This window comes from Nocardia sp. NPDC056100 (assembly GCF_042266325.1).
GTDB lineage: Bacteria > Actinomycetota > Actinomycetes > Mycobacteriales > Mycobacteriaceae > Nocardia.
In genome coordinates this window covers 371,228-395,138 of record NZ_JBHJVY010000005.1, presented here as the reverse complement: position 1 = coordinate 395,138, position 23,911 = coordinate 371,228, and the positions used below count along the sequence as shown (strand labels likewise).

The following is a 23,911-nucleotide window of genomic DNA, read 5'->3' as shown; positions in this document are numbered from 1 at the left end:
TGGACCGGACACCAGCACGTTTCCACCATCGGCGGCGACCGGCAACTGATTTTCGGTCCCCGGCAACACCCGGGCGAACCATGCGCCCGGGCGGTCCGGCGGGCTCGTAGGCTTGACTCTCATGACGCTGGACGAGGTTGCGGCCGAACTCTACGGGGCGGCGCCCGCGGACTTCGTGGCGTTGCGCACCGAACGGGCCGGTCAGGCGCGGGCCGACGGGGACAGGGCGCTGGCCGCGGAGATCGGGAAGTTGCGGCGGCCCACCGTGGCGGCGTGGGCGGTGAATCTGCTGGCCCGCGAAGCCGCCGAGGACGTGGCCGCACTAATGGACCTGGGCGCGGCCCTGCGCGAGGCGCAGCGCCGACTCTCGGCCGAGCAATTGCGTGCGCTCAGCACTCAGCGGCAGCAGGTGATCAGCGCACTCACCCGCAAGGCCGGTGACCTCGCCGCCTCGCACGGACAGCGGCTCACCGAATCGGTGCTGCGGGATATCGGCGGCACCCTCCAGGCCGCGCTGGCCGATCCGGAGATCGGCGATCAAGTCAGCGCCGGAACACTCACCGCCGCAGCCAGTTACGAAGGATTCGGTCCCGCCGGGCTCGTCGCCGTCCCCGATACGAGCGGTGCCGCAAAGGATTCCGGAGCGGCCGGGACGCCTGACAGCACATCGCACGACACGCGGACCGGTCGTACACCCCGCAGACAATCCACCGAGTCCGCGCCCCGGACCGGTTCAGGCCACAGCGATAAAGCGTCCGAAGCGCAGGCCAAAGCGCAGGCCGAGGCGCGCCGCGAACTGAAGGAATCGCTCGCCGAGATCGAATCCGCCCGCGCCGCGGTACTTTCCACGCGTTCCGAACACGACACCGCCACCGCCGAACTGACAGACCTCGATTCGCGCATCACCGAACTCCGCGACGAATTGGCCCAGGCCCAGGAACAACGCCGTTTCACCGCCGCCGCCGAACGTTCGGCCAAGGAATCCCTGCGCCACGCCGAGCAGCAACTCGAGGCCGCCGAACGCCGAGCGAAAGCCGCCCGGAACCGACTGTCCTGACACCGATTTCGCCGCGGCGTCGGCGATCACCCGCTCGACTACGGCTATTCGACGGCGAGGCCCGCGATCAGCTGTTCGATCACCGCTCGGATGGCCGGGGTCTCGGCGTCGGCATCGGTGGTGTTGGCCAGGCATTGGGCCGCTTCGTCCAGTGCCCCGACGATGATCAGCGCCAGCGGCCGAACCGGTTGCGCGCGTACCCGTCCCGCCGCGATGGCACCGGCCAGCGCGTTCTCCACCAGGCCGATGGTGTGCCGCAGTTCGATCTCGCGCCAGCGGCTCCACCCCAGCACCGCGGGCGCGTCCAACAGCGCGATGCGCCGCACATCCGGTGCGGTGGAGGCGTCCAGCCAGGCCAGGCACCCGATGGTCAGGCTGGCCAGCGGATCGGTGGCCCGGGCTCCCGCGACGGCCGCGCCGATCACCCGGACCAGATCGCGTTCCAGGTCTTCGAACGCCGCCTCGAACAGTTCGCGCTTCTCACCGAACTGGTGGTAGAGCGCACCCCGGCTGACCCCGGCGGCAGCCGCCACCGCGACCGTGCTGACCGCCCCATATCCGTACTGTCCGAACAGCTCTCGCGCCGCGCGGATGACCGCGCCGCGAGTGGAGGCCGAGCGTTCGGCTTGGGTTCGGCGATCAGCGTTCATGGCGACGTCGAAGTCTAGGGCAGCACCGCCGCGTCTTCGATTCGAGGCATATCGCGCTCTCGCCGGTGCTACCGTTACATACAGTCATCCTGTTTGTATCTTAGAAGGATTTCGCATCATGTCCGATGCCACCAGAGACCTTTTCGAGCGCTATCACGCCTGCTGGGCCGACCACGATCCGGACCGCATCGTCGAATTGCACACTCCCGATTCGATATTCCACCTGCATTCGGGCAGTGCGCCCGCACGCGGCCGCGATGAGATCCGCGCCTCCGCCGCCGGAACCTTCGCCCTGGTCCCGGATCTCACCTTCGAACAGGTCAGTCTCCGTGTCGGAGAGGATTTCTGGGTGGTGCAGTGGGTGCTGCGCGGCACCTCCGTCACCGGATCGCCGGTCGCGGTGGATCTGGCGGATGTGGTCTTCGTCGAGAACGGCCTGGTCCGGGAGAAGCATTCGTACGTGGACGGCGTGGCCATGCAGGCCGCCCTGGCCGCACCGGCGGAAGTATCCTGACCCCGAAATCGCCTGAGCCGGTGGCATGATCATCGGGGTGAGCGATAAGCACCTGGTGTACTGCCGTATCGAGCGCGACGGCGCGGTCCTGCTGATCCGTCGCGCCCCGGGCGTCTTCCTGGCGGGCCGCTGGGAATTGCCCGGTGGCGGTATCGAACCCGGTGAGCGCCCCGAACAGGCCGCGGTCCGCGAGGTATCCGAGGAGACCGGGCTGACAGTGACGGTCACCCGTGAGCGCGCCGAACATTCCTGGATGGATGTGGCCGGTCGCCCGCTGCGCATTCACGCCCGCGTCTACGAGGTGATCGAAAGCGGTTCCGGCCCGGTCACTCTCAACCCCGAGGAACATGACGACCACGCCTGGGTCACCCCGGAGCAGGCCGCGGCCCTGGATCTCGCCGCGCATTTCCGGGCTGCGCTCGCGAGCTGAGGTCACTGTCACCCGGTCCTTCTACAATCGCCGCGTGACGCTCACTCTCACCGATCTCACCGGCTATATCGATCGCGATCTCGACGCCGATCTGGCGCGCTGGTTCCCCGCTGACGACCCGGTTCACGTTCCCGTGGAAACCCGTTCGGTAGCACCGTTTCTCGCTCGTTTGCAGCCCGCGGACGCGGCGGCGCTCGCCGCCCTGGATCGGCGGGTGCGCTCGGATGCCATGCCGCAGTTCCTGGATATCTACGACTGGTCCTACGGCTTCGATTTCACCGGGAACGACTGCGGCATCCTGGATTCGGACTACACCACCGAACTCACCGATGACGATCTCTACTCCATCGGCGCGGACGGCGGCGGCAACCTCTACGTCGTACTCACCAATGGTCAAGTGGCCGTGTGGTTTCACGAGGAAGAGGTTGTCGAAGCCGGGACGCGCTTCGACAACCTCGATGTCTTCGTCTGGTCCTATGTGCGGTATCAGGCGGTGCGGGCGGGCAGGCTGGAGCGCGCGGCGGTGGAGTCCGATTTCCTGGCCCTGGGCCAGGACGGCGTGCTGGAGCCGAACCTCGGACTGCTCAGATACCTGAAATAGCCCGTACCCCTTGCGAATACCGGGTCACTGCGCCGCCGCCCTGCGCAGGCGCAGGACCTGGTCCACCCCGAACAGTCGCAGCCCCAAGCGCTCCGAGCGCGATTGGTACCGGGCCACCGAGGCGACCGGCACCAGTTCGGGCTCGGTGATCCGGTAGGTCGCGCCCTCGTGCACGACCTCGGCGGTACCGGCCGCCAGCACATTCTTGAGCCAGTCCGGCGTGGTGCCGTAGGGCAGTGAGATCAGGAAATCCTCGCCCGCCTCGGTGATGCCGACCGGCGTCGCGTACTCCTTCCCGCTGGAGCGGCCGGTGTGCCGGACCACCGAGGCGTCCGACCCGCGCTGACCGGCGGTCTTCATGACCCGCCGATTGGTGACCCGCCGGTTGAAGCGGCGCACCAGCGCGAGCCCGGGTTCATATCCCGTCTGCATCACCGCCAACAGGAAGAACAGCGCTCCCAGGGCCAGGCCCACCGGCGTGCCCACCCCTATCGCGATCACGATCCACATGGTTCTCATCACTCTCCCTTACGACGTAAGTCTGATGGAACCAGGGAAACATTACGTTGTAAGGCTGTCAAGACCTGGGAGACTTACGACGTACGGTAAATTTGTCTGTCATGGTCACCGATCAACGTCCCCGCCTGAGCCGGGAGCAGATTTTCCGCACCGCGGTCGCGCGGGCCGACCGGGACGGCGTCGAAGCGGTCACCATGCGCAATATCGCGACCGACCTCGGCGTCGAGGCGATGTCGCTCTACCACCACGTGGCCAATAAGGCCGAATTGCTCGACGGCATGGCCGAAGTCGTGCTCGACAGCATCACCGCGGCCGTCGGATCACCGGTCGTGAACGACCCGGCCGACTGGAAACCGTTGCTGCGCAAGCGCATTCTCATCGCCCGCGACATTCTGCTCGGCCATCCGTGGGCCCCCGCGCTGATCGGCACCCGCTCCCCCATGACGCTCTCGATCGTCGCCTACTTCGACGGCGTCATCGGCCTGCTCCGCGGCGGCGGCTTCTCCTACGAACTCGCCCACCACGCCATGCACAGCCTGGGCAGCCGCGCCCTCGGCTTCACCCAGGAACTCTTCGGCCCCCCTGCCGATCAGAGCGAACCGGACGCGGTCGCCGCCCTCACCGCCATGGCCGACCGCTTCCCCAATATCGTCGGCATGATGGCCGCCGACACGCACGACGACACCGGTGCGCTGCTGGGTTGGTGCGATGACCAGACCGAATTCGAATTCGGCCTGGATCTCATCCTCGACGGCCTGGAACGGCTGCGGTCGGCGGGCTGAGCCTCACTCGCGGCGGCGCGGTGCGCGCCCGGCGGGTGCGGAGACCGGGGGCGGGGTCGGTGCGGGCGGATTCGACAGGGTCAGTGCGGAATCGGTGAGGGTGTGGGCGATGCCGTGGTGACGCAGGCCGACCGGATCACCCGACAGCAGGCGATAGGTGGTGTGCTGCGGCAGGATCTCGACCGCTATTCGACTGGCGCGCCAGCGAATTCGGAAGGCCAGCCGGTCGAGCTGTTCGGGCAGGCGCGGCGCGAAGGCGGGTTCGCCCTCGTGATCGCGCAGGCCGCCGAAACCGCCGACGCAGCTGATCCAGGTGCCCGCGAGCGCCGCGATATGCAGTCCCTCACCGACATTGTGGTGCAGATCGTGCAGATCGGTGAGGGCCGCCTCGGCGAAGTGGTCGAAGGCCAGGTCCAGATGTCCGACCTCGGCGGCCATGACAGCCTGCATGCACGCGGACAGTGAGGAGTCCCGCACGGTCAGTTGTTCGTAGTAGCCGAAGTTCCGGGTCTTCTGCTCCAGGTCGAAGATGCCGGGGCACAGGTACATCGCAAGCACCAGGTCGGCCTGTTTGACCACCTGTAGCCGGTACAGGTCGAAATAGGGGTAGTGCAGCAGCAGCGGATACTTCTTCTCCGGTGTGCCGTCGAAATCCCAACGGGCATAACGGGTGAAGCCCTCGGACTGCTCGTGCACGCCGAGTTCGTGGTTGTAGGGCAGCACCATGGCGTCCGCGTATTTCCGCCAGCGGCCGTACTCCTCGGCGTCGACGGCCAACTTGTCGGCGACCTCCGGGCGGCGCTCGCAGGCGTCGGCGGCGGCGCGCAAGTTCCGCCGGGCCATCAGGTTGGTGTAGAGGTTGTTGTCCGCGAGCGCGGAGTATTCATCGGGACCGCTGACGCCGTCGATGCGGAACCCGTCCGATTCCAGATGTCCCAGGCTGGCCCACAGCCGGGCGGTTTCCACCAGAAGCTCTACGCCGCACTCGATATCGAATTCCTCGTCGCCGGTGGCGGCCAGATAGCGCACGGTCGCGTCGGCGATATCGGCATTGACGTGCACGGCGGCGGTGGCGGTCGGCCAGTAGCCGGACGCCTCCTCACCATTGATCGAGCGCCAGGGGAACATGGCGCCGGACTGGCCGAGTTCCTCCGCGCGCTTGCGCGCCTGATCGAGCGTGGAATGCCGCCAGCGCAATGCGTCCCGCGCGGCCTGCGGCACGGTGTACGTGAGCATCGGCAGCACATAGGTTTCGGTGTCCCAGAACGCGTGCCCGTCATAACCGGGCCCGGTCAGGCCCTTGGCGGGGATGGCGCGGGCCTCACCGCGCGCACCCGCCTGCAAGACATGGAACATCGCGAAGCGGACGGCCTGCTGTAGCTCGGGATCACCGTCCACCTCGATATCGGCCTGCGCCCAGAACTCGTCGAGGTACTCGCGCTGGCGCGCGCACAGTTCGTCCCAGCCGGTCTCCATGGCGGACGCCAGTGCGGCATCGACCTGTGCGCGCAGTGCGGGCGAGGAGCGCCGCGCGGACCAGCCGTACGCGAGATATTTGGTCAGGCGCAGGCGATTTCCCGCCGCGACGTCCACCGCGATGGTCACCCGCGCCAGATCTTCCTCGGCGTGCACATCGCAGCGCGCGGACTCGCTCACCTCGAGCTCATGATTCATGGCGGCCGCCACCCGCAATCCCGAATCGCGGGTCCGATGCACCAGCACCGCGGCGAGATCGTGCGCCACCGCATCCTCGGCGACCAGCGGCCGGTCCAGCGCCGCGCCCAGCCGTGGATCGCCGTGCGCCGCCGAAATCGGTTCATTGGCAAGCAGATCCGATTGCACGACCAATTCGATCCCGCCGTCGAGGGGTTCCACCTCATAGCGGATGGCGGCCACCGCGCGATCGGTGAAGGACACCAGGCGTTCGGAGTGGATGCGCACCCGCCGCCCGGTCGGCGAGGTCCATTCGGTGCTGCGCCGCAGCGTGCCGGAGCGGAAGTCCAGCACCCGCTCGTGCGGCCCGGTGCGCCCGTAGCGCAGATCCATCGGCTCATCGCCCACCAGCAGGCGAATGATCTTGCCGTCGGTCACGTTCACCACGCTCTGACCCAGCTCCGGATAGCCGAATCCGGCCTCGGCGTACGGCAGCGGGCGGGATTCGTAGAAACCGTTCAGGTAGGTCCCCGGCAAGCCCACCGGTTCGCCTTCGTCGAAACTCCCGCGCAGACCCAGATGCCCATTGGCGAGTGCGAAAATCGACTCGGTGCGGCGCAGCGCGTCGAGATCGAGTCCGCACCAGCGCAATTCCCACGGCGCTATTTGAAACCCGTTCTCCCCCATCAGCGCTTCACCAACTCGGACAGATCGGCGACGACCACATCCGCCCCGGCGGCGCGCAACGCCTCGGCGTGCTCGGCTTCGCCGGTGCGCTCCACCCCCACCACGAATCCGAACTTACCTGCATGCCCGGCCGCCACTCCGGAAATGGCGTCCTCGAAGACGGCACACTCCTGCGGTCGCACACCCAATTCGGCCGCACCGGCGAGGAATCCATCCGGTGCGGGCTTTCCCGCAAGACCGCGTTCCGCGAAAGTCTTCCCGTCGATGCGGATTTCGACGAAACCGGCCAGATCGGCAGCGGTCAGCACCGAGGCGGCGTTCGCCGAGGAGGACACCACCCCGATGCGCAGTCCCGCCGCCCGCACCGCGGTCAGATAGTCCGCCGATCCGGGGTAGACGTGTACGCCTTCCCGGTCGATCAGCCCGCGCAGCACCCGATCCTTGCGGTCCCCGATCGAGCGCACCGTCCACCCGTCGGCGGGATCACCGCTTTCCCCCTCCGGCACGGTGATATTCCGGGACTTCAGGAACGCGCGCACGCCGTCCAAGCGCGGCAGCCCGTCCACGTGATCGCGATAGTCCGCACCCGAGAACAGCGGCGTCCCCGCTCCGCACCACTGCACCAGGAATTCGTCGAAGACCTGTTTCCAGGCCCGCTCGTGCACCGCCGCGGTACTGGTCAGCACCCCGTCCAGATCGAACAGCACCGCCGAGATCGTCTCGGGCAGACCCACTCGCGCATCCACATGAACCATGCCCCGGCGGTACCCGGACCCCGAACGATCAAACGGTGGCGCTCTCCCGCACGGACCGGCGCAGGCGGGCGGCCAGCCACAGTACGACGCCGTAGCCGAAAGCCGCGTCCGCGTTCGAGACCAGCGCCGACGACGGGAAGATAATGGCGTGCCGCAGACCCGCGTCGGCGAGTTCGCGTACCCGGGAAAGGATTTCGGCCGGGGTGCCGATGATCAGCCATTCGTACAGCACCGCATCGGGCACTTCGGCGATGGCCGCCTGCACCTCGGCGCGACTGAGGCGATGCGGCAGCAGATCGATGAGCCCGCGGAAGTTCTCTCCCAGTGGATGTTTCGCACCGTGCCGCGCCCAGAGTTCGGCGGAGGCGAACAGACCGAGGTAGCGCACGCCCGGTGCACGCAGCAGCCGCTTGATATCGGATCTGGTGCGGGCGGGCAGGATTTGGACCATGGCCGCGGGAACGATCGCATCGGGATCCCGGCCGGCCGCGCTCGCGGATTTGCGCACCAGTTTCCAGCGGCGTTCGTATTCGTCCGGCGGCATCGACTCCCACGGGTACCAGCCGTCGGCGTAGCGGCCGGTCAGTTCCAGCATGCGGGGACCGTGCGCGCCGATCCAGATCTGCGGCATGCGATCCGGCGGAGCGACCAGATCCATTGGCGCGTGGTCGATCCGGTAGTACTTCCCGGTGAATTCGATGGGCTCGGTCGACGTCAGCGCCAGGCGCAGCACCTGCAATGCCTCTTCGAGCCGATCCACCGGGCGGTTCCAGGTGAATCCGTACGGATCGAGATTCTCCGTCTCACCGGAGCCGATCCCGAGAATGGGCGGCGTCTTGGTCATATGCGCCAGGGTGAGAAAGGTCTGCGCCAGCAGCACCGGATGCCGCCGGTGCGGATCGGTCACGCCGACCCCCAACTGCACCTTGCCAGCGCCCGCGGCGAGATGCGCCAGCAGCGGGGCGTAGTCGAATTGCTCATCGGGACTGCGCACCGTCTTGGCCTGCGGGGTGAAATCGGTGTCCCACACCGATTTCGGGAAGACGCTGATCAGATGATCCGGCGCGAGAATCGAATCCAGCCGTCCCAGGCGCGCCGCCTTCACCATGAAGCGCGCGGTCGCCAGGGGCGGATTGACACCGGCGAGCGTGCCCACCGCGAATGATTTGCCTTGCTGCGAGTCCGGCACGGCCGTCTCCTCTCGGCGGGCGCACCCCCTGCGAGCCCCCACCGATTATCACGTCGACCCCGCCGTCGTATGCGAGAAACGGCGCGCATTGGTCCGGGGCGCGCGTTCATCGGTCCGGCACCCTCGTTCAGTGGTCCGGCACTCTTGTTCGGTGGTCCGGCACAGCCACACTCGCTATGGTTCGGCGATGTACAGCGCAGAGTTCGTCGAACACGGCAGCTCGATCGTGGATCGACTGACCACCACCCAGTCCGCGCCGCCCTGGCAATTGGTGATCGGAACCGGAGTGGTCGCGCTGCTATTGGTGGCGTTCCGCCCGAGCTGGCGGCTGATGCGCAATGTGGTGACCATCGCGCACGAGGGCGGCCACGCCTTCACCGCCCTGCTGACCGGACGGCGGCTGAACAGCATCCGCCTGCATTCGGACACCTCCGGGCTCACGGTGTCCAGCGGAAAGCCGTACGGCCTCGGCATGATTCTGACCACCGCGGCCGGATATCCCGCGCCCGCGCTGCTGGGCCTGGCGTACGCGGGCCTGCTCGGCGCGCATCGGATCACGCTCATGCTCTGGCTCACCGTCGTACTGCTGTTGATTCTGCTGGTGAAGGTGCGCAACGGGTACGGCCTGCTGACGGTGCTGGTGATCGGCGGCATCATCGTGGTGGTGTCCTGGTTCGGCACCGATGACACCCAGGCCGGATTGGCCTATCTGGCGGCGTGGTTCCTGTTGCTGGCGGCGGTGCGCCCGGTGATCGAGTTGCAGCGTAATCGCCGTCACGAGCCGAATTCCGATGCCGATCAGCTGGCGCGCCTGACGCATGTGCCCGGACTAGTGTGGGTGCTGGTGTTCGGTGCGGTGGCGGTGGGCGCGCTCGTGGTCGGCGTGCGTTTGCTGCTGGCGGGCGTACCGCTGTCCTGAGATCGGTACCGCTACAAGATTTCTGGAGAACGCGGGCTAACATCGCGGGTGTGCACCGGCCGGGTGATCGCCGAACACGGGGATCCACGGCCGGGTTCTTTGATTGCAGGAGGGTGCAGGATGGACAGACCGGCATGGGCCCCGGAGGGCGTGGATATGTCGCAGGCGAGCCCCGCTCGCATGTATGACGCACTGCTCGGCGGCTCGCATAATTTCGAGATCGACCGCCGGGCCGCAGAACTGGGCAAATCGCTCGTACCGGACCTGCCCCGGGTTGCCCTGAGCAATCGCGCCTTCCTGCGCCGCGCCGTGCGATTCCTGGTGGATTCCGGCGTCACCCAGTTCCTCGATATCGGCTCGGGCATTCCGACCGCGGGCAATGTGCACGAGGTCGCGCAGGAGATCGATCCGACCTGCCGGGTGCTGTACGCCGATATCGATCCGGTGGCCGTGGCGCACGCGCGCGCCATCCTGGGCGGCAATGACCATGCCGCCGCCATCGAGGCGGATCTGCGCAAACCCGCGGATCTGCTCACCGCCGCCCGCGAGGTCGGCCTGCTCGATTTCGATCAGCCGGTGGGCGTGCTGCTGTTCGCGGTGCTGCATCTGCTCGGTGATGAGGACCGCCCGGGCGAGACGGTCACCGCCCTGCATGCCGCCGTTCCATCGGGCAGCTATGTCGCCATCTCCCATCTCACCACCGCCACCCGGCCCGAGGACGCCGCCAAGCTCGGCGCGAACGCCGCCAATGAGAGCAAGGTCGGCATTCATTTCCGGTCCCGCGAGGCCATCACCGGTTTCTTCGACGGCTGGGAGCTACTCGAGCCGGGCGTGGTGGAGCTACCGCTGTGGCGCCCGGAATCCGAGCGCGATCAGCATGAAACCCCGGGGCGCTCACTCGGTTTGGCCGGCGTAGCCCGGAAAGCCTGAGTCCGAGTAGGGCTTTCGGGGCGGCAGGGGGTCAGCGATGGGAGCGGCACACGAACTGGCGGTGCGCTGGGCGAGCATGCTCGACGGCGCGGTCGCGCCGACCCTGAACCGCGACCAGGTCGAAGCACTGCTGACCCCGTACGCCGAGGGGCTCATCGCCGCCGTGCGGGGCACCGCCGACTCGGATGTGGCGCGCGCGGCCGCCGCCGCGCTGGTGGCCGCCAATTACCGTGACCCCCTTGCCGTGCACCGGTCGGTACTGGTGCTCTGCAAGGATCTGGTGGCCGCCGTCTGCCCGGATCCGGACTGCCCGGATTTCGGCCCGGTGCGCGAACGCGCCATCGATGTGGCCGCCGAATTCGCCGCCGAGTTCACCGCCGGATTACGCGGGGCCGCACTGGCCGAACAGGAAGCCACCATGGCCGCGGCGTTCATCGCGGCCCGCGAGGCCGAGGCCCGGCGGCAATTGTCCGAGGCGCGCTTCCAAGCCATTTTCGCGGGCGCGTCGGTGGGCATCGGCACCATCGATATCACCACCGGCCGCGTGGTCGATGTCAATAACGCCATGGCCGAAGTCCTCGGCGTCCCAGCCGAATCCATGCCGGGCCGATCGGTCGCCGATATCCTCGGGCCCGTCAATATCGGCAATGCCTTCGAACAGTTCCAGCAGCTGCTCAGCGGCGCGGTGGACAGCTTCCGCACCGAGACCGTGCACACCCGGCCCAATGGCTCCGTCACCATCATCGACCTGTCCATGTCGGTGGTGCGCGACAGCGACGGTAATCCGCGCTTCCTCATCGGGGTCACCGTCGATGTCACCGAGCGCAAGCAGTTGGCCGATCAGCTCTGGTACGACGCGCACCATGATTCGCTGACCGGACTGCCCAATCGCCTGCTCTTCTTCGACCGGCTCGCCGCGGCCAATGGTCAAGTGGGCGTGTGCTATCTGGATCTGGACGGGTTCAAGGAGATCAACGATCGGCGCGGGCATACCGCCGGGGATCGGGTGCTGTGCGATGTGGCGCTGCGGTTACGCGCCGCGCTGCCGGACAATGCCGTGGCGGCCCGGCTGGGCGGGGACGAATTCATCGTGCTGGTCGAGGATTGCACGGGCAGAACGGAATTGACCGCCGTCTCGGATCGCATTCTGGCGGCGCTGCGCGAACCCTTCGATGTGGCGGGGCTTTCGGTGACGGTGGGCGCGAGTATCGGTACCGCACTGGTGGATACCCACTCCACCGCCATCGACGAGCTCATGCATGCCGTGGACACCGCCATGTATCGCGATAAGGCGGCGCGCCAGGGACGCTAGATGGCGAAGGGCACCAGGGCTTTTCGCTCGGCCGGATAGTCCGCGAACTTCTCCCGGTACCACTTGTGCGTGGCGAAGGCGCGCGGCACCAGATTCCCGAAGGTGATCAGGAAGATGACCACGCCCGGCAGCGCCCAGGTGAGGATGGCGAAGCCCGCCCAGGCGATCAACTCACCGAGATATGTTGGGCTGGTGACGAATCGGAAGCCCAGCCCGAACGGGATCTTGTATTCGGTCGCGCCCGGATTGTTCTTGTCGCGCAGGTTCCGCACGATCCACTCCGAGCTGGTCAGCAGGGCGAAACCGCTCAGGTAGATGACCAGACCGATCAGGAAGCGCGGATCGGTGAGCCAGTCGGTTCCGTACTGCCCCAGATAATCATGGCTGAACAGCGCACCATTGAGATAGCCGTGCAGCGCCGTGACGAACATGCCCATACCGAGCACCGAGACATTGAAACTGCTGGTCTTGCCCGGCACCTGACGAATCGAAAGGGGGAAGAACCAGCCGCGATTGGCGTAGTGCAGAATCCAGATGGCCGCCAGCACCAGCGAAGTCGGCTCGAATCGATTCGGACCGCTGAGGTAGGCGACCGCGAAGACGATGGTGGCTGGAATCTCCATGAGCCACCAGCCGAGCTTCGGATTGAGGTTCAGCCCCAGCTTTGCGGTGGCGAAGCGGCCGTACGGGCTCTGCCCGAACAGTCCGCCCACCAGCACGAATGCCGCGAATCCGAACGCGATCGTCAAGACGGTGTCATAGACGGTGTTACCGGTATACCAGTTCATTCAGGGTCCTTCGTAGTAAAACTAGAACAGGTTCTACCACGCGGGGTGGTCCGTTCGATACCCGTACGGGGCATCGATCTCTACTGCCCGGTAGGTTGGCGGACAGCCTGGAGGGAGGCGAGGATGGGTACACAGGGTTGGGATGTACTGCTGAAGTGGATGCCGTTCTTCCTGGAGGAGGAAGACGAGGAGGCCGATCGATTCGGCCTGGAATGGAATCCGCGCTTCATCCAGGTGCGCGACGAAAGTATCGGGCGGCACGCGCATTTCGCGCAGCAGGGCAGCGATATCGAGGTCGTCGTCGCGGTGCCGCCGAACCCGGCCGAGGCCGAACGACTGCTCGCGGTCTTGCGCACCCAGCCCGAGGGCGTCTGGGATCCGTGCCCGCTGCCGCTCGAATCCGATAGCGCCGCACCGGATGCGCAGTGGCGCGCCGTGCAACGGGTGCGCGAGCGCCCCGAGACGGCCCGGGAGTGGAGCACCGGCTGGCGGCGCACCGCCACCGTGGCACAGCGCAAACAGGTCGCCGAATCGGTGGTCGCGGTGCTCTCGCGCGGCCTCACCATGCGTCCGGAACGGCTGCGCTTCAGCGCCTGGAGTCTGGACGCACCCGATACCGTCGGCGATTACGGCCTGGCGGCCGAGCGCCCGAGTGAGCGCGACGCGCCCGTACTCTGTTCGGACTGGGACGATTTCGAGACCCGGCTGGCGTGGTCGCTCACCACGCTGCCGTGGGATGGCGTGATCAATCTCAGCACGCCACATCCCGGACCGGATCCGTGCTTCGTGCAATTCCTGCACGGGCGGCAGCTGTTCAACGAGGCCAGCGGCTGGGATGTGGCCGGACTCGGCGCGGGCGAATTCGACCGGCGCATGCGGGATCTGGGCTGGAGCTTCGCCCCGCACAGCGTGCCGGGCGGGGCGGCGCTCATCTGGGAGGGACCGGTCGCGCAGACCGGGTACAACCCACGGCTGCTCGGCACACCCCGGCGCACGGTGACCACCTTCCGCGAGGTGTTCGCGGTGCGGCATCCGCAGGACCTGGTGTTCCGGGCGTTCCGCAACGGCAAGCGCCGGGACCCCGAATTACGCTATCTCGATGTGGAACTCGGGGTACCGCGCGATGTGCGCTAGAGCCGTTCCAGGGTGATGGGCAACCCGTCCGCCGGTTGCGGACCGGTGCCCGCCACCAGCGGCACCTCGTACCCCTGCGGCACGCTCCAGCGGTAGTTCAGCAGCATGCGATGCATGACGGCCTTGACGGTCATCCCGCCGAAGTAGCGCCCGATGCACTTGTGCGCGCCGCCGCCGAACGGTGGCCACGCGAAGCGGTGCGATTTGTCTTCCGCGCGTTGGGGTTCGAACCGCTCGGGATCGAAGACATCCGGATCATGCCAGTACTCGGCGGAGCGCATCATGACGTACGCGCCGCAGATCGCCACCGTGCCGCGCGGAATGTAGTAGCCCGAGATCTCGGTATCGGCAACGGATTCGCGCACCACCTGCCCGACCGGGGAGTACATCCGCAGCGTCTCCTTGAACGCCAGATCCAAACCGGTGAGCTGATCCAGATCCGCGTAGTCGAGGGTCGGTTTGCCCAGCGCCCGGGACTCCTCGCGTAATCGGTCCTGCCACTTCGGATTCCGCGCGAGCTCATAGCTCAGCATGGAGATGGCGTTGGTACTGGTGTCGTGCGCCGCCATCATCACGAAGATCATGTGATCGACGATGTCCGCGTCGGTGAAGGATTCCCCCTCCTCGGTACTGGCCTGACACAGCACGCTGAACAGGTCGTCGCCCTCCCCCGCGCGTTTGGCGGGGAGTTCGCGGCGGAAGTACTCCTCCAGCAGCTGCCGCCCGTGCAGACCCCGATTCCAGATGCCGCCCGGCATGGGGAATCGCAGCATGGCCTGTCCGCCCTTGACGGCGTCCTCGAAGGCATGCCCCAAACGCGTTGCCTCCGGGCCGAGTTCGGCTCCGGCGAAGACCGCGGTGGCCTGTTCCAGCAGCAGCGCCTTGACGTGATCGTAGAGCGGGAATCGGGGCCCGGGCTGCCAGCCGTCCACGCCCCGGGTGATGCGCGGTGTGGTGAGATCGAGATATCCGATCAGCCGCGAGCGCGTGAACGCCTGTTGCAGAATACGGCGGTGATAGGCGTGTTCCTCGAAGTCCCGCAACAGGATTCCGCCCCGGAAGAACGGCCCGATCAGGAAGTCGTAGCCGCGCTGGGCCGACCACGCGTGCTGCCGATCCAGCACCAGTTCCTCGAGCGCCTGCGGACTGAGCAATCCGACGATCGGGCGGCCGAACGCCCCGGACCACTGCACCGGGCCGAAGCGTTGCATGCGCCGGCGCGAGAAGCCGATCGGATCCGCGAGCTGGCTGACGATATGACCGACCCCCGGCGGCCCGAAATCACCCATGACGGGTTTGAGGCCGCTCCCGGGCGGCGGGGTGGCCAGGGCGCGCGGTGCGGAGGGGTATCGCTCCAGCACCCCGGCCGCATGAGCTTGAATCCTGTGGTTCAGCACGGCTTTTCGAGGCACCATGTTCCAACGGTAGCGGAAACGATTGTTTCCGTAAACGGTTGTTTCCCGATATCTGTGCGAAGCTGTGTGGGTGACGCGAGCTTTCAACGGGACCTATCGCGGAACCTCCACCGATGAGCGCAGGGAACAGCGGCGGCGCAGGCTCCTGGACACCGCCCTGGAGATCGTCGGCACCCAGGGCCTGGCCGCGCTGACCGTGCGCGGGGTGTGCGAACAGGCCAAGGTGGGTCCGCGCTTCTTCTACGAATCCTTCAGCGATCTGGACGCTTTGGCGGCCGCGCTGCTGGACGAGGTGCAGTCGGCCGCGCTCGATCAGGCCCGCAGCACCATGGCCGAGACCCCAGGCGATCCCGAGACCAAGATCCGCGCGGGAGTCGCCGCCCTCATCATCGCGATGACCGATGATCCGCGGCGCGCCAATATCGCCTTCGCGCAGGCGTACGGCAGCGAGGCGCTGATGCGCATGCGGTTCGACGGTATGCGCAAGGTGGCCGCCACCATCATCGAGCAGACCCGCACGCTGCTCGATATCCCAGCGGGCGATGACACCGCGCTCACCGCGCTGGCGCAGCTCATCACCGGCGGGGCCGCCGAACTCATCCTGGTCTGGCTGGACGGCGGGCTGAAGGTGGAGCGGCCCGTGCTCATCGAGATCGTGGCCGACTATGTGGTGGCTATGGTGGATCGACTACCGGGGACGGCCGCGAAGCTGCGCTGAGCAGGATCTTGTCCACCACGATCTTGGCGGTTTCGGCACAGGCGGTGGTGCCGCCGTGCGCGTATTCCTTCACCGCGTCACCGACATTCCAGAGATTCGGGATCGGTGTGTCGTGCGGCATGTCGTAGCCCGCGACGGTGCGCTGGGTGGGCCAGTCGTCCCGGGTGACGGCGATGGAGAGCAACCGGGCCTCGTCGAAGCCGTCGATCTCATGGCGCAGATCCTGCAGCACCAGTGCCGCCTCGGCCTCCACATCGAAATCGCCGACCGAGGGTTTGGGCACGCCGGTGCCGACGTACAGATGCCAGCCCTCGGGGGCCATCTCCGGGCAGGTGGCGGTGAAATCGGCTGCATAGCAGAGTCTTCGGGTATTGACGAAGCTGAGCAGACCGGGCGCGTCCAGCAGCTTGTCGCGACTGGTGAAGTTGACCGAGATCATGGCGCTGGGCAGATCACCCTGCAGGACGGTGCCGATGTACTCCGACGGGAAGTGTTCCGGGCCGACGAGATCTAGCGTTGCCGACGGCCCGATATCGCTGACCGCGAAATCGCAGGTGATTTCCCGGCTTTCACCGCCCTGCCGCAGGGTCGCCCCGGTGATCCGGCCGTCCTCGACGTGCAGGCGCAGCGCCTGCGTGCTCAGCAATACCTGTCCCCCATTGCGTTCCACGACCTCGGCGAGCGCCTTCCACAATCCGATCGTGCCCTCGGGGCAGAACCCGAAATTGTCGAACGCCGCCGTGCTGGAGAAATGCGTCAGGAAGACCCGCGCGGGCAGCTCCTCGGGCGCGGCCGCGAACACCGTCCCGCACATGGCGCGGAAGATCCCGTGTACCGCAGCGTTTTTGGTGTGGCCGCGCACCCAATCCGCTGTGCAGAGCTCGCGGTCGGGCATACCGCCGCCACGCTCGGCCGTGTCCTGGATCAGTGGCGCGCCCTGGCGAATCAGCTGGGAGATAAGCAATTGCCAGCCGCCGGTGGCGATATCGACCGTGCGCCCGCCGATCCGGTACAGGATCGGCGGATTCGCCGGTCGCACTTCGAATTTCGCGCCAACCTCGGTGAAGGTCTGCTCGGTGATACCGCCCAACTCGACGCCGATGGCCCCGGTGTTTATCTTGAAGCCGTAGACGTCCTCGGTGGAGGCGCGCCCCCCGACCCGATCCAGACATTCGACGACGAGGGTGCGGTAGCCGTGGTGTGAAAGCCGGGCGGCGGCGCAGAGCCCGCCCGCCCCCGCTCCGACAACCAGTGCGTCCCAATGGTTCTCGCTCATGGCGAGGCTCCTTAGGAAAGCTCAGCCGACGGGATTCCCCCGGTTGAGCGTCGGCCATATCGGTGATACGACCCAATTGTCCCGCACTTCGCGGATAAGCGGGACATCCGGGAACAACACCGGTTTTTCGGCGCGCGGCCGAATACGCTGCGCCGAACCGCCGTCGGCGCCGCGAATCATTCCGGTGTCGTCATCGTCCCAGGTGAGCGGATCAGCAGTGCACCCCGGTGATCGCGAAACGCTCCACCGCCTCGATGTGGCCGCCGGTCGCGACCGCGACGGTCAGCGTGCCCGGGCAGGTCGCGGTGAACGGCACACTGCCGGACCACGGACTGTTCTGCCCGCCCGCGGGGATTCCGGGAATCTCACCGACGGCTTGCGCTTTGTCGAGTTGCCGGACCTGTACCCGCAGACTCTCGTCGACGCCGGTGACGTGACCGCCCACCGCCAGCGGCGAATTCACCTTCGCGCCATACACCGGATTGTCCAGGGACAGGGTGCGGTCATCGGTGCCGATGACCTCCCAGGGCGCGTCCGCTCCGGTACCGATCCGGGCCAGATGCAGCATGGCGGCGACGATGGCGACACCGTTGGGATTGTCGAAACCGACTGTCACCCAGGATTCTTCGCCCTTGGTGGTGGTCAATACGGCCTTGTTCAAGTTGTCGTAGCCGAGGTAGCCCTGGGTGAAGTTCAGTGCGGTGGCGGCGGGATCCAGATGCCAGGGCTGATGCCCGCCGTCGCGATAGGACTGCTGCCAGAGGGCTGCCGCCGCCTCATCGGCGAACGGCCACAGCGCCTGATGGGCGAAGCCCGGGGCGGGCGCGGTCGAGGGCGCGGTGGTGCCCGGCTGCGGGGCGATCGTCGAGGGCACGGGCTGTCCGGCGGTGACGCCGCCGGACGGAGGGGGCACTCCCGCGGAGTTCTGGACGACCGTCGTCCCCGGCGGCAGGGTGACGGATTCGGGCGTGCCCCCGCCGCTGTCGCGATGAGCAATGAAATATGTGGTGGCGGCAATGGCGAGTACGAGCGCCACCCCGACCACCACCAGCGCGAGCAGCGGTCCGGTGCGTCGACCGGGCGGCTCCGAATTGGTGGTCATGCTCCAGCATGACTCATGTGCGCCTCGCCACGCTCGTATCTGGACTGGGCAGTCGATACGTTGGTGTGTGTGACGCCGCATCTGCATCAGCAGTACCCCGAACTCGAGAGCACGCTGCCGCATATCGAACTCGGTAAGAGTCCGACCTCGGTGCGGCGGTTGTCCGCGTTGGATTCGGTCGCGGCGGAGCTGTGGATCAAGGACGACAGCGAATTCGGCGACGGCGGCTGGGGCGGCAACAAGGTCCGCAAACTGGAATGGCTGCTGCCGGACGCGCTGCGGCTGGGACGGCACACGATCGTCACCGTCGGCGGGCTCGGCACCAATTGGGGACTGGCGACCGCGCTGTACGGCCGCGAGCTGGGACTCAAAACCGTACTGGCACTTATCGATCAGCCGGTGGACGACCATGTGCGCAGCCAGCTGGAGCGACTGCGGCATTCGGGCGCGAAACTGTACTTCACCCGGAACAAGACCCGCACGATCCTGAGCGCTCCCTACATTCTGGCCCGCAATTTCTCCGGCCGACGGCCACCGTATTTCCTGCCCGCGGGCGGATCGTCACCGGTGGGCGCGCTCGGCTATGTCGAGGCCGCACTCGAACTCGCCGCGCAGGTGCGGGCGGGGGAACTGCCCGAGCCCACCCATCTGGTCGCCCCGGTCGGATCCGGCGGCACGGTCGCCGGGCTCTCCCTCGGCCTGCGACTCGCTGGCCTGTCCACCCGGGTGGTCGGCGTGGTCGTCAATGACACTTTGCGCTTGGACGCGGCCACCCTGTACCGACTGGCCGATCGATCCGCGCAGGTGCTGCGCGAGCGCGGGGCGCGACTGCCCGAAAACATCTCCGCCCTGACCAATCTCGATATCGTGACCGACTATCTGGGCCCGGGCTACGGCCGCACCACCATGGAAGCCACCACCGCGCAGACGCTTTCGGCCGATCTGGAACATCTCACCCTGGAGCCGGTCTACACCGCCAAGGCCATGGCGGCGCTGCTGGAGATGAACGGGCAGGGCCGGTTCGGCACCGGCACCGTCGTCTTCCTCAATACCAACGGCCCACGCTGACAGGCGATTTCACGCCCGGACCGGAGCACCGAGACGCTCGGCCAGGAATTCCTCCCAGGTCTGCTCACCGACGGCGCGATCGAGGTTGAGGTTGCCGCCCGCCTTGTAGATCTTGGCGGCCTTGCCCGGAGCCTTCAGGCTCAGGATGGGACGGCGCTTGCCGATGGCGTCCTGATAGCCGCGCAGCACCTCCTTCATCGTGTACACCTTGGGCCCGGCCAGCTCCGGCACCAGTCCGGCGGGCTCGCCCAGGGTCAGGCGCACCAGTTCCGCGGCCACCTCGGCCGCCGCGATCGGCTGGAACCTGAAATCGAAGGCCGGTGCGATCGGCAGCTTGCCCAGTGCCTGCACCATGGTGAACAGCAGTTCGTGGAACTGGGTGGCGCGCAAGGTGGTCCAGGGCAGACCCGACTCCTGCACCACGATCTCGGCCTCCCGCTTGGAGGCCATGTAGCCGAGCATCGCGCGATCCAGCGCGCTTTCGCAGACCACCCGCTCCGCGCCGACCACCGAGATGTAGACCAGATGCGGGGTGACGCCCGCGGCCTCGGCGGCCGTCACCAGGGCGCGCGCCTTATCGCCGTCACCCTTCTGGGTGCCCGCCAGATGCAGGATGGTGTCGACGCCCGCGACCGCCGCCGCGACGCCCTCACCGGTCTGGAGATCGCCCGCCACGTATTCGATACCGTCCGTGCCGGTGCGGGCGGTGCGGCTCAGCACCCGCACCCGGACGCCAGCGCGCATCAGCAGCAGCGGGGTGACCAGCTTGCCCAGGGTGCCCGTACCACCGGTGACCAGAACCGTCTTCGTCATGACAACTCCTTCGTAGTCGTTCCGCGCCGCCCGTGGTGACGCCCATACCGATACGACGAAGCAGCCCGGGACGGTGTGACACGGTGTGACCGGGCGCACGGTGGCCCTCGCCTCGTAGGCTGGTCGGCATGTCGGATACCTCGATCGAGCAGCTGTGCGATCTGCTCACCGGCCGCCGGGTCGCGGTGCTGACCGGTGCGGGCGTCTCCACCGACAGCGGTATTCCGGACTATCGCGGCCCCGATTCCCCGCCGCGCAATCCCATGACCTATCAGCAATTCACCGGGGATCCTGTTTTCCGGCAACGGTATTGGGCGCGCAATCACGTCGGCTGGCGGTTCATGGATGCGGCCCGCCCCAATGCCGGACATCGCGCGCTGGCCCGATTGGAGCGCGCCGGAATCGTGCGCGGGGTGATCACCCAGAACGTGGACCTGTTGCACACCAAGGCCGGACAGCGCGCGGTCATCGACCTGCACGGGGTGTACGCGCGGGTGCGCTGCCTGAACTGCTCGGCACTGCTGTCCCGCATGCGCCTGGCCGAACTGCTCGAGGAAGCCAATCCCGGCTTCGCCCAAACCCTCCCGCTCACCGGTCTGGAGGTCGCGCCCGACGCCGACGCAGTGGTCGCCGACACCAGCGGGTTCCGCATGGTCGACTGTGCGGTATGCGGCGGCATGCTGAAACCGGACATCGTCTATTTCGGTGAATCCGTCCCCGCACCCCGGGTGGCCCAAGCCTTCTCGATCGTCGAGGACGCCGACGTCCTGCTGGTGGCGGGATCATCACTGACCGTCATGTCCGGTCTCCGATTCGCCCGCCGCGCCGCCAAATCCGGCCGCGATGTGGTGATCGTGAACCGCGGCGAAACCCGCGCCGACGACCTGGCCAAGCTGAAAATCGAGGAGAGCTGCTCGACGGTGCTCGGCGCACTGGCGGACCGGCTCACGGCCGTTCCCGTGCGGCCCTAGTCGCGAATCTCCAGTCGGCGCACCAGGTTCACCAGGCCCGCGCGCAGCGCCTCGGGGTCCTCTGCATCCGCCCCCAGCACCATCCGCACCACCTGCGGCACCGCGAACCACCACGCGGCGAGCGCGGCCACGGCGTACATGAGATATCCGGCCGGCACATCATCGGTGAGCTTGCCCTCGCGCTGGGCGGCGGCAACGGAGGCCACCTTCTCCGCGTAGTGCGAGGCGCGCGCGGATTCGGCGGGTAGCTCACCGCCCTGGGTCTGGAGTCCTTCCCAGTGCAGCAGGCGCAGGAATTGCGGGTGGGTGCGGTGGTAGTCGAAGACGTGCCCCGCGTATTCGGCGAGGTCCCCGGCCTTATCGGCGGCCAGCGGGCTGGCGGCCGCGAGCTGGGCCAATTGATCGGTCAGCACGGCCTCGAACAGCCCCTGCTTATCGCCGAAGTACTGGTAGATGCGCTCTTTGTTGATGCAGGCGCGGGCCGCGATGGCCGCCACCCGAGCGCCGTCCGGCCCGCGCTCGGCGAATTCGTACACGGCGGCCTCCAGCAGCCGCCGCTTGGTTCCCTCGGTATCCCACGCCATGCCTGATATCCAACCATTTCCGCGATCTCCAACCGCACGGTTGCAGTTAGACCCTCCGATGTGCAAGACTCCAACCATACGGTTGCAGTTTCTGAAGGAGGTGGCATCGTGCCGAATCTGCGTTCACGCACGGTCACGCACGGCCGGAATATGGCGGGAGCCCGCGCGCTCATGCGAGCCAGCGGAGTCCCCTCCGCGGATATCGGCCGCAAGCCGGTCATCGCGATCGCCAATAGCTTCACCGAGTTCGTCCCCGGCCACACCCATCTCCAGCCGGTAGGGCGCATCGTCTCCGAGGCGGTCCGCGCTGCCGGAGGCATCCCGCGCGAGTTCAACACCATCGCCGTCGACGACGGCATCGCCATGGGCCACGGCGGCATGCTGTACTCGCTGCCGTCCCGCGACCTGATCGCGGATTCGATCGAATACATGGTGAACGCGCACTGCGCCGACGCGCTCGTGTGCATCTCGAACTGCGACAAGATCACCCCCGGCATGCTCATGGCCGCCATGCGCCTGAACATCCCGACCGTCTTCGTCTCCGGCGGCCCGATGGAGGGCGGCAAAGCCGTCCTGGTCGACGGCACGGTCCGCAGCCGCCTGGACCTGATCGTCACCATGTCCGAGGCGGTGTCTCCCCTCGTCTCGGACGAGGATATGGCGCTGATCGAGGAAAACGCCTGTCCCACTTGCGGTTCCTGCGCGGGCATGTTCACCGCGAACTCGATGAACTGCCTCACCGAGGCCCTGGGACTGGCACTGCCCGGAAACGGCACCGTCCTCGCGACCCACACCGCACGGCGCGCGCTGTACGAAGCCGCCGGACACACCGTCATGGACATCACCCGGCGGTACTACGACGAAGACGATGACCGCGTGCTGCCCCGAAACCTGGCTTCGCACCGGGCATTCGACAATGCGGTGGCATTGGACTTGGCCATGGGCGGATCCACCAATACCGTGCTGCATCTGCTGGCCGCCGCACAGGAGGCCGGGCTGGACTACGGCCTCACCGATATCGAGAAGATGTCGTTGCAGGTGCCCTGCCTGTGCAAGGTCGCACCCAATGGGGACTACCTGATGGAGGACGTGCATCGGGCGGGCGGCATCCCCGCGATCCTCGGCGAGCTGGATCGCGCCGGACTGCTGCACCGGGATGTGATTGCGGTGCACTCGAATTCGCTGGACGACTGGCTCGGCGCATGGGATGTGCGCGGCGGCAAAGCTTCCCCCGAGGCGATGGAAATGTTCTACGCCGCTCCGGGCGGAAAGCGTTCCGCGACCGCATTCTCACAGTCGGAGCGGTGGGACTCCCTCGACACCGACGCCGCCGAAGGCTGCATTCGCGATCGCGCCCACGCCTATTCAAGCGATGGCGGGCTCGCGGTGCTGCGCGGAAACCTCTCCCCCGATGGGGCCGTGGTGAAATCCGCCGGGGTGGCCGAGCATATGCACACCTTCACCGGCCCCGCTGTCGTGGCGGAGTCCCAGGAAGACGCGGTCGACGCCATTCTGTCCGGACGCTTGCAGCCCGGAGACGTGCTCGTCATCCGATACGAGGGACCGCGCGGCGGACCGGGAATGCAGGAAATGCTCTATCCCACTTCGTATCTCAAGGGTCGCGGGCTGGCGGGCAAATGCGCCGTGATCACCGACGGGCGATTCTCCGGCGGATCCTCGGGGCTCTCCATCGGTCACATCTCACCCGAGGCGGCATCGGGTGGCGTGATCGCGCTGGTTCGGGACGGGGATGAAGTCACCATCGATATCCCCTCGCGGACAATGTCACTGCATGTCGGCGATGACGAGCTCGATGTGCGGCGACAGGAGCTGGAAAACCGTGGTGGGTATCGACCAGTCGCGCGGACGCGCGAGGTGTCGGTGGCTTTGCGCACCTACGCGTTGATGGCGACGTCGGCCGATCGTGGGGCCGTGCGGGATTCGGCCCGCCTCGAAGCATTGGAAGGAATGCGCTAAAGATGAAAGGGAGATATTCTGAATAGCTTTGTATCACAATACAATTACGCTTTCAGTATCAACCCTT

Annotated in this window: 24 protein-coding genes; 13 read left to right on the top strand and 11 right to left on the bottom strand. The window is 67.0% G+C overall.

The annotated features are described in order from the left end of the window. Positions 1 to 121 precede the first annotated feature (121 nt). Positions 122 to 1,057: a hypothetical protein gene (locus ACFC0O_RS38390; RefSeq protein ID WP_375966971.1), complete on the top strand. Its 936-nt coding sequence runs from the start codon at positions 122 to 124 to the stop codon at positions 1,055 to 1,057. A 44-nt stretch (positions 1,058 to 1,101) separates the two neighbouring features. On the opposite strand, the gene ACFC0O_RS38385 is transcribed toward ACFC0O_RS38390, so the two are convergent. Further along, the gene (locus ACFC0O_RS38385) at positions 1,102 to 1,707 is read right to left on the bottom strand and encodes a TetR/AcrR family transcriptional regulator (protein ID WP_375966970.1); all 606 of its coding nucleotides are present in this window, start codon (positions 1,705 to 1,707) and stop codon (positions 1,102 to 1,104) included. A gap of 118 nt (positions 1,708 to 1,825) precedes the next feature. Between ACFC0O_RS38385 and ACFC0O_RS38380 the strand changes: the two genes are divergently transcribed. The 3 genes from ACFC0O_RS38380 to ACFC0O_RS38370 are packed head-to-tail and all read left to right on the top strand — an operon-like array spanning position 1,826 to position 3,252. Further along, positions 1,826 to 2,221, top strand: coding sequence for a nuclear transport factor 2 family protein (locus tag ACFC0O_RS38380; protein WP_375966968.1), 396 nt, complete (start codon positions 1,826 to 1,828; stop codon positions 2,219 to 2,221). 37 nt (positions 2,222 to 2,258) lie between these two features. Then, on the top strand, positions 2,259 to 2,651 hold the full coding sequence (locus ACFC0O_RS38375) for an NUDIX domain-containing protein (RefSeq protein WP_375966967.1): 393 nt from the start codon (positions 2,259 to 2,261) through the stop codon (positions 2,649 to 2,651). A gap of 34 nt (positions 2,652 to 2,685) precedes the next feature. After that, positions 2,686 to 3,252 (top strand): hypothetical protein, encoded by a 567-nt coding sequence (locus tag ACFC0O_RS38370; protein ID WP_375966966.1) that lies wholly within the window; start codon positions 2,686 to 2,688, stop codon positions 3,250 to 3,252. A 24-nt stretch (positions 3,253 to 3,276) separates the two neighbouring features. On the opposite strand, the gene ACFC0O_RS38365 is transcribed toward ACFC0O_RS38370, so the two are convergent. Then, positions 3,277 to 3,771 (bottom strand): nitroreductase/quinone reductase family protein, encoded by a 495-nt coding sequence (locus tag ACFC0O_RS38365; RefSeq protein WP_375966964.1) that lies wholly within the window; start codon positions 3,769 to 3,771, stop codon positions 3,277 to 3,279. A gap of 101 nt (positions 3,772 to 3,872) precedes the next feature. Here ACFC0O_RS38365 and ACFC0O_RS38360 point away from each other — a divergent pair, with 101 nt between their 5' ends. Next, complete coding sequence (locus ACFC0O_RS38360; protein WP_375966963.1) at positions 3,873 to 4,553, top strand: TetR/AcrR family transcriptional regulator C-terminal domain-containing protein; 681 nt, start codon at positions 3,873 to 3,875, stop codon at positions 4,551 to 4,553. Between the two features lie 3 nt (positions 4,554 to 4,556). On the opposite strand, the gene ACFC0O_RS38355 is transcribed toward ACFC0O_RS38360, so the two are convergent. The 3 genes from ACFC0O_RS38355 to ACFC0O_RS38345 are packed head-to-tail and all read right to left on the bottom strand — an operon-like array spanning position 4,557 to position 8,837. Next, complete coding sequence (locus tag ACFC0O_RS38355) at positions 4,557 to 6,893, bottom strand: glycoside hydrolase family 65 protein (RefSeq protein WP_375966961.1); 2,337 nt, start codon at positions 6,891 to 6,893, stop codon at positions 4,557 to 4,559. Further along, complete coding sequence (locus ACFC0O_RS38350; protein WP_375966960.1) at positions 6,893 to 7,648, bottom strand: HAD family hydrolase; 756 nt, start codon at positions 7,646 to 7,648, stop codon at positions 6,893 to 6,895. The genes ACFC0O_RS38355 and ACFC0O_RS38350 overlap by 1 nt, the downstream gene beginning before the upstream one ends. 28 nt (positions 7,649 to 7,676) lie before the next feature. Beyond that, complete coding sequence (locus ACFC0O_RS38345; RefSeq protein ID WP_375966958.1) at positions 7,677 to 8,837, bottom strand: LLM class flavin-dependent oxidoreductase; 1,161 nt, start codon at positions 8,835 to 8,837, stop codon at positions 7,677 to 7,679. A gap of 187 nt (positions 8,838 to 9,024) precedes the next feature. Here ACFC0O_RS38345 and ACFC0O_RS38340 point away from each other — a divergent pair, with 187 nt between their 5' ends. From ACFC0O_RS38340 to ACFC0O_RS38330, 3 genes are all read left to right on the top strand, one after another. Then, positions 9,025 to 9,756, top strand: a complete 732-nt coding sequence (locus ACFC0O_RS38340; RefSeq protein WP_364633424.1) for a M50 family metallopeptidase — start codon at positions 9,025 to 9,027, stop codon at positions 9,754 to 9,756. 120 nt (positions 9,757 to 9,876) lie between these two features. Next, a complete protein-coding gene (locus tag ACFC0O_RS38335) occupies positions 9,877 to 10,686 on the top strand; it encodes an SAM-dependent methyltransferase (RefSeq protein ID WP_364633422.1) in 810 nt (269 codons plus the stop codon). Between the two features lie 37 nt (positions 10,687 to 10,723). Further along, the gene (locus ACFC0O_RS38330; protein ID WP_375966956.1) at positions 10,724 to 11,998 is read left to right on the top strand and encodes a diguanylate cyclase domain-containing protein; all 1,275 of its coding nucleotides are present in this window, start codon (positions 10,724 to 10,726) and stop codon (positions 11,996 to 11,998) included. On the opposite strand, the gene ACFC0O_RS38325 is transcribed toward ACFC0O_RS38330, so the two are convergent. After that, positions 11,995 to 12,786, bottom strand: a complete 792-nt coding sequence (locus ACFC0O_RS38325) for a 3-oxo-5-alpha-steroid 4-dehydrogenase (RefSeq protein WP_375966955.1) — start codon at positions 12,784 to 12,786, stop codon at positions 11,995 to 11,997. The two genes, ACFC0O_RS38330 and ACFC0O_RS38325, sit on opposite strands and share 4 nt — an antisense overlap. Positions 12,787 to 12,909: 123 nt before the next feature. Between ACFC0O_RS38325 and ACFC0O_RS38320 the strand changes: the two genes are divergently transcribed. Next, positions 12,910 to 13,920 (top strand): hypothetical protein, encoded by a 1,011-nt coding sequence (locus ACFC0O_RS38320; RefSeq protein ID WP_375966954.1) that lies wholly within the window; start codon positions 12,910 to 12,912, stop codon positions 13,918 to 13,920. On the opposite strand, the gene ACFC0O_RS38315 is transcribed toward ACFC0O_RS38320, so the two are convergent. Further along, on the bottom strand, positions 13,917 to 15,335 hold the full coding sequence (locus ACFC0O_RS38315) for a cytochrome P450 (protein WP_375966952.1): 1,419 nt from the start codon (positions 15,333 to 15,335) through the stop codon (positions 13,917 to 13,919). The genes ACFC0O_RS38320 and ACFC0O_RS38315 overlap by 4 nt on opposite strands. 70 nt (positions 15,336 to 15,405) lie before the next feature. Between ACFC0O_RS38315 and ACFC0O_RS38310 the strand changes: the two genes are divergently transcribed. Beyond that, complete coding sequence (locus ACFC0O_RS38310; protein ID WP_375966951.1) at positions 15,406 to 16,053, top strand: TetR/AcrR family transcriptional regulator; 648 nt, start codon at positions 15,406 to 15,408, stop codon at positions 16,051 to 16,053. Here the strand turns inward: ACFC0O_RS38310 and ACFC0O_RS38305 are convergent. Continuing rightward, a complete protein-coding gene (locus ACFC0O_RS38305; protein WP_375966950.1) occupies positions 16,010 to 17,329 on the bottom strand; it encodes a phytoene desaturase family protein in 1,320 nt (439 codons plus the stop codon). The two genes, ACFC0O_RS38310 and ACFC0O_RS38305, sit on opposite strands and share 44 nt — an antisense overlap. 211 nt (positions 17,330 to 17,540) lie before the next feature. Next, on the bottom strand, positions 17,541 to 18,431 hold the full coding sequence (locus ACFC0O_RS38300) for a hypothetical protein (RefSeq protein WP_375966948.1): 891 nt from the start codon (positions 18,429 to 18,431) through the stop codon (positions 17,541 to 17,543). 69 nt (positions 18,432 to 18,500) lie between these two features. On the opposite strand from ACFC0O_RS38300, the gene ACFC0O_RS38295 reads away from it, so the two are divergent. Beyond that, positions 18,501 to 19,499, top strand: coding sequence for a 1-aminocyclopropane-1-carboxylate deaminase/D-cysteine desulfhydrase (locus tag ACFC0O_RS38295; protein WP_375966947.1), 999 nt, complete (start codon positions 18,501 to 18,503; stop codon positions 19,497 to 19,499). A gap of 9 nt (positions 19,500 to 19,508) precedes the next feature. Here the strand turns inward: ACFC0O_RS38295 and ACFC0O_RS38290 are convergent, their stop codons facing one another. Next, entirely contained in the window at positions 19,509 to 20,312 is an 804-nt protein-coding gene (locus ACFC0O_RS38290) for an SDR family oxidoreductase (RefSeq protein WP_375966946.1), read from the bottom strand. Between the two features lie 128 nt (positions 20,313 to 20,440). Here ACFC0O_RS38290 and ACFC0O_RS38285 point away from each other — a divergent pair, with 128 nt between their 5' ends. Next, entirely contained in the window at positions 20,441 to 21,283 is an 843-nt protein-coding gene (locus tag ACFC0O_RS38285; RefSeq protein ID WP_375966945.1) for an NAD-dependent protein deacetylase, read from the top strand. On the opposite strand, the gene ACFC0O_RS38280 is transcribed toward ACFC0O_RS38285, so the two are convergent. Next, positions 21,280 to 21,867 carry a TetR family transcriptional regulator gene (locus ACFC0O_RS38280; protein ID WP_364633402.1) on the bottom strand — a complete coding sequence of 196 codons (588 nt, stop codon included), beginning with the start codon at positions 21,865 to 21,867 and terminating at the stop codon, positions 21,280 to 21,282. The two genes, ACFC0O_RS38285 and ACFC0O_RS38280, sit on opposite strands and share 4 nt — an antisense overlap. Positions 21,868 to 21,975: 108 nt before the next feature. Here ACFC0O_RS38280 and ilvD point away from each other — a divergent pair, with 108 nt between their 5' ends. Beyond that, positions 21,976 to 23,844, top strand: a complete 1,869-nt coding sequence (gene ilvD, locus ACFC0O_RS38275; protein WP_375966943.1) for a dihydroxy-acid dehydratase — start codon at positions 21,976 to 21,978, stop codon at positions 23,842 to 23,844. The last annotated feature ends 67 nt before the right edge of the window (positions 23,845 to 23,911 follow it).

What these genes read in the sequence shown, in the direction of transcription:
- ACFC0O_RS38330 (WP_375966956.1), top strand. Translation starts at nt 10,724, where the DNA reads ATGGGAGCGGCACACGAACTGGCGGTGCGCTGGGCGAGCATGCTCGAC.
- ACFC0O_RS38365 (WP_375966964.1), bottom strand. Translation starts at nt 3,771, where the DNA reads ATGAGAACCATGTGGATCGTGATCGCGATAGGGGTGGGCACGCCGGTG.
- ACFC0O_RS38305 (WP_375966950.1), bottom strand. Translation starts at nt 17,329, where the DNA reads ATGAGCGAGAACCATTGGGACGCACTGGTTGTCGGAGCGGGGGCGGGC.
- ACFC0O_RS38335 (WP_364633422.1), top strand. Translation starts at nt 9,877, where the DNA reads ATGGACAGACCGGCATGGGCCCCGGAGGGCGTGGATATGTCGCAGGCG.
- ACFC0O_RS38320 (WP_375966954.1), top strand. Translation starts at nt 12,910, where the DNA reads ATGGGTACACAGGGTTGGGATGTACTGCTGAAGTGGATGCCGTTCTTC.
- ACFC0O_RS38290 (WP_375966946.1), bottom strand. Translation starts at nt 20,312, where the DNA reads ATGACGAAGACGGTTCTGGTCACCGGTGGTACGGGCACCCTGGGCAAG.
- ACFC0O_RS38325 (WP_375966955.1), bottom strand. Translation starts at nt 12,786, where the DNA reads ATGAACTGGTATACCGGTAACACCGTCTATGACACCGTCTTGACGATC.
- ACFC0O_RS38355 (WP_375966961.1), bottom strand. Translation starts at nt 6,893, where the DNA reads ATGGGGGAGAACGGGTTTCAAATAGCGCCGTGGGAATTGCGCTGGTGC.
- ACFC0O_RS38380 (WP_375966968.1), top strand. Translation starts at nt 1,826, where the DNA reads ATGTCCGATGCCACCAGAGACCTTTTCGAGCGCTATCACGCCTGCTGG.
- ACFC0O_RS38300 (WP_375966948.1), bottom strand. Translation starts at nt 18,431, where the DNA reads ATGACCACCAATTCGGAGCCGCCCGGTCGACGCACCGGACCGCTGCTC.
- ACFC0O_RS38350 (WP_375966960.1), bottom strand. Translation starts at nt 7,648, where the DNA reads ATGGTTCATGTGGATGCGCGAGTGGGTCTGCCCGAGACGATCTCGGCG.
- ACFC0O_RS38360 (WP_375966963.1), top strand. Translation starts at nt 3,873, where the DNA reads ATGGTCACCGATCAACGTCCCCGCCTGAGCCGGGAGCAGATTTTCCGC.
- ACFC0O_RS38385 (WP_375966970.1), bottom strand. Translation starts at nt 1,707, where the DNA reads ATGAACGCTGATCGCCGAACCCAAGCCGAACGCTCGGCCTCCACTCGC.
- ACFC0O_RS38280 (WP_364633402.1), bottom strand. Translation starts at nt 21,867, where the DNA reads ATGGCGTGGGATACCGAGGGAACCAAGCGGCGGCTGCTGGAGGCCGCC.
- ACFC0O_RS38285 (WP_375966945.1), top strand. Translation starts at nt 20,441, where the DNA reads ATGTCGGATACCTCGATCGAGCAGCTGTGCGATCTGCTCACCGGCCGC.
- ACFC0O_RS38390 (WP_375966971.1), top strand. Translation starts at nt 122, where the DNA reads ATGACGCTGGACGAGGTTGCGGCCGAACTCTACGGGGCGGCGCCCGCG.
- ACFC0O_RS38315 (WP_375966952.1), bottom strand. Translation starts at nt 15,335, where the DNA reads ATGGTGCCTCGAAAAGCCGTGCTGAACCACAGGATTCAAGCTCATGCG.
- ACFC0O_RS38340 (WP_364633424.1), top strand. Translation starts at nt 9,025, where the DNA reads ATGTACAGCGCAGAGTTCGTCGAACACGGCAGCTCGATCGTGGATCGA.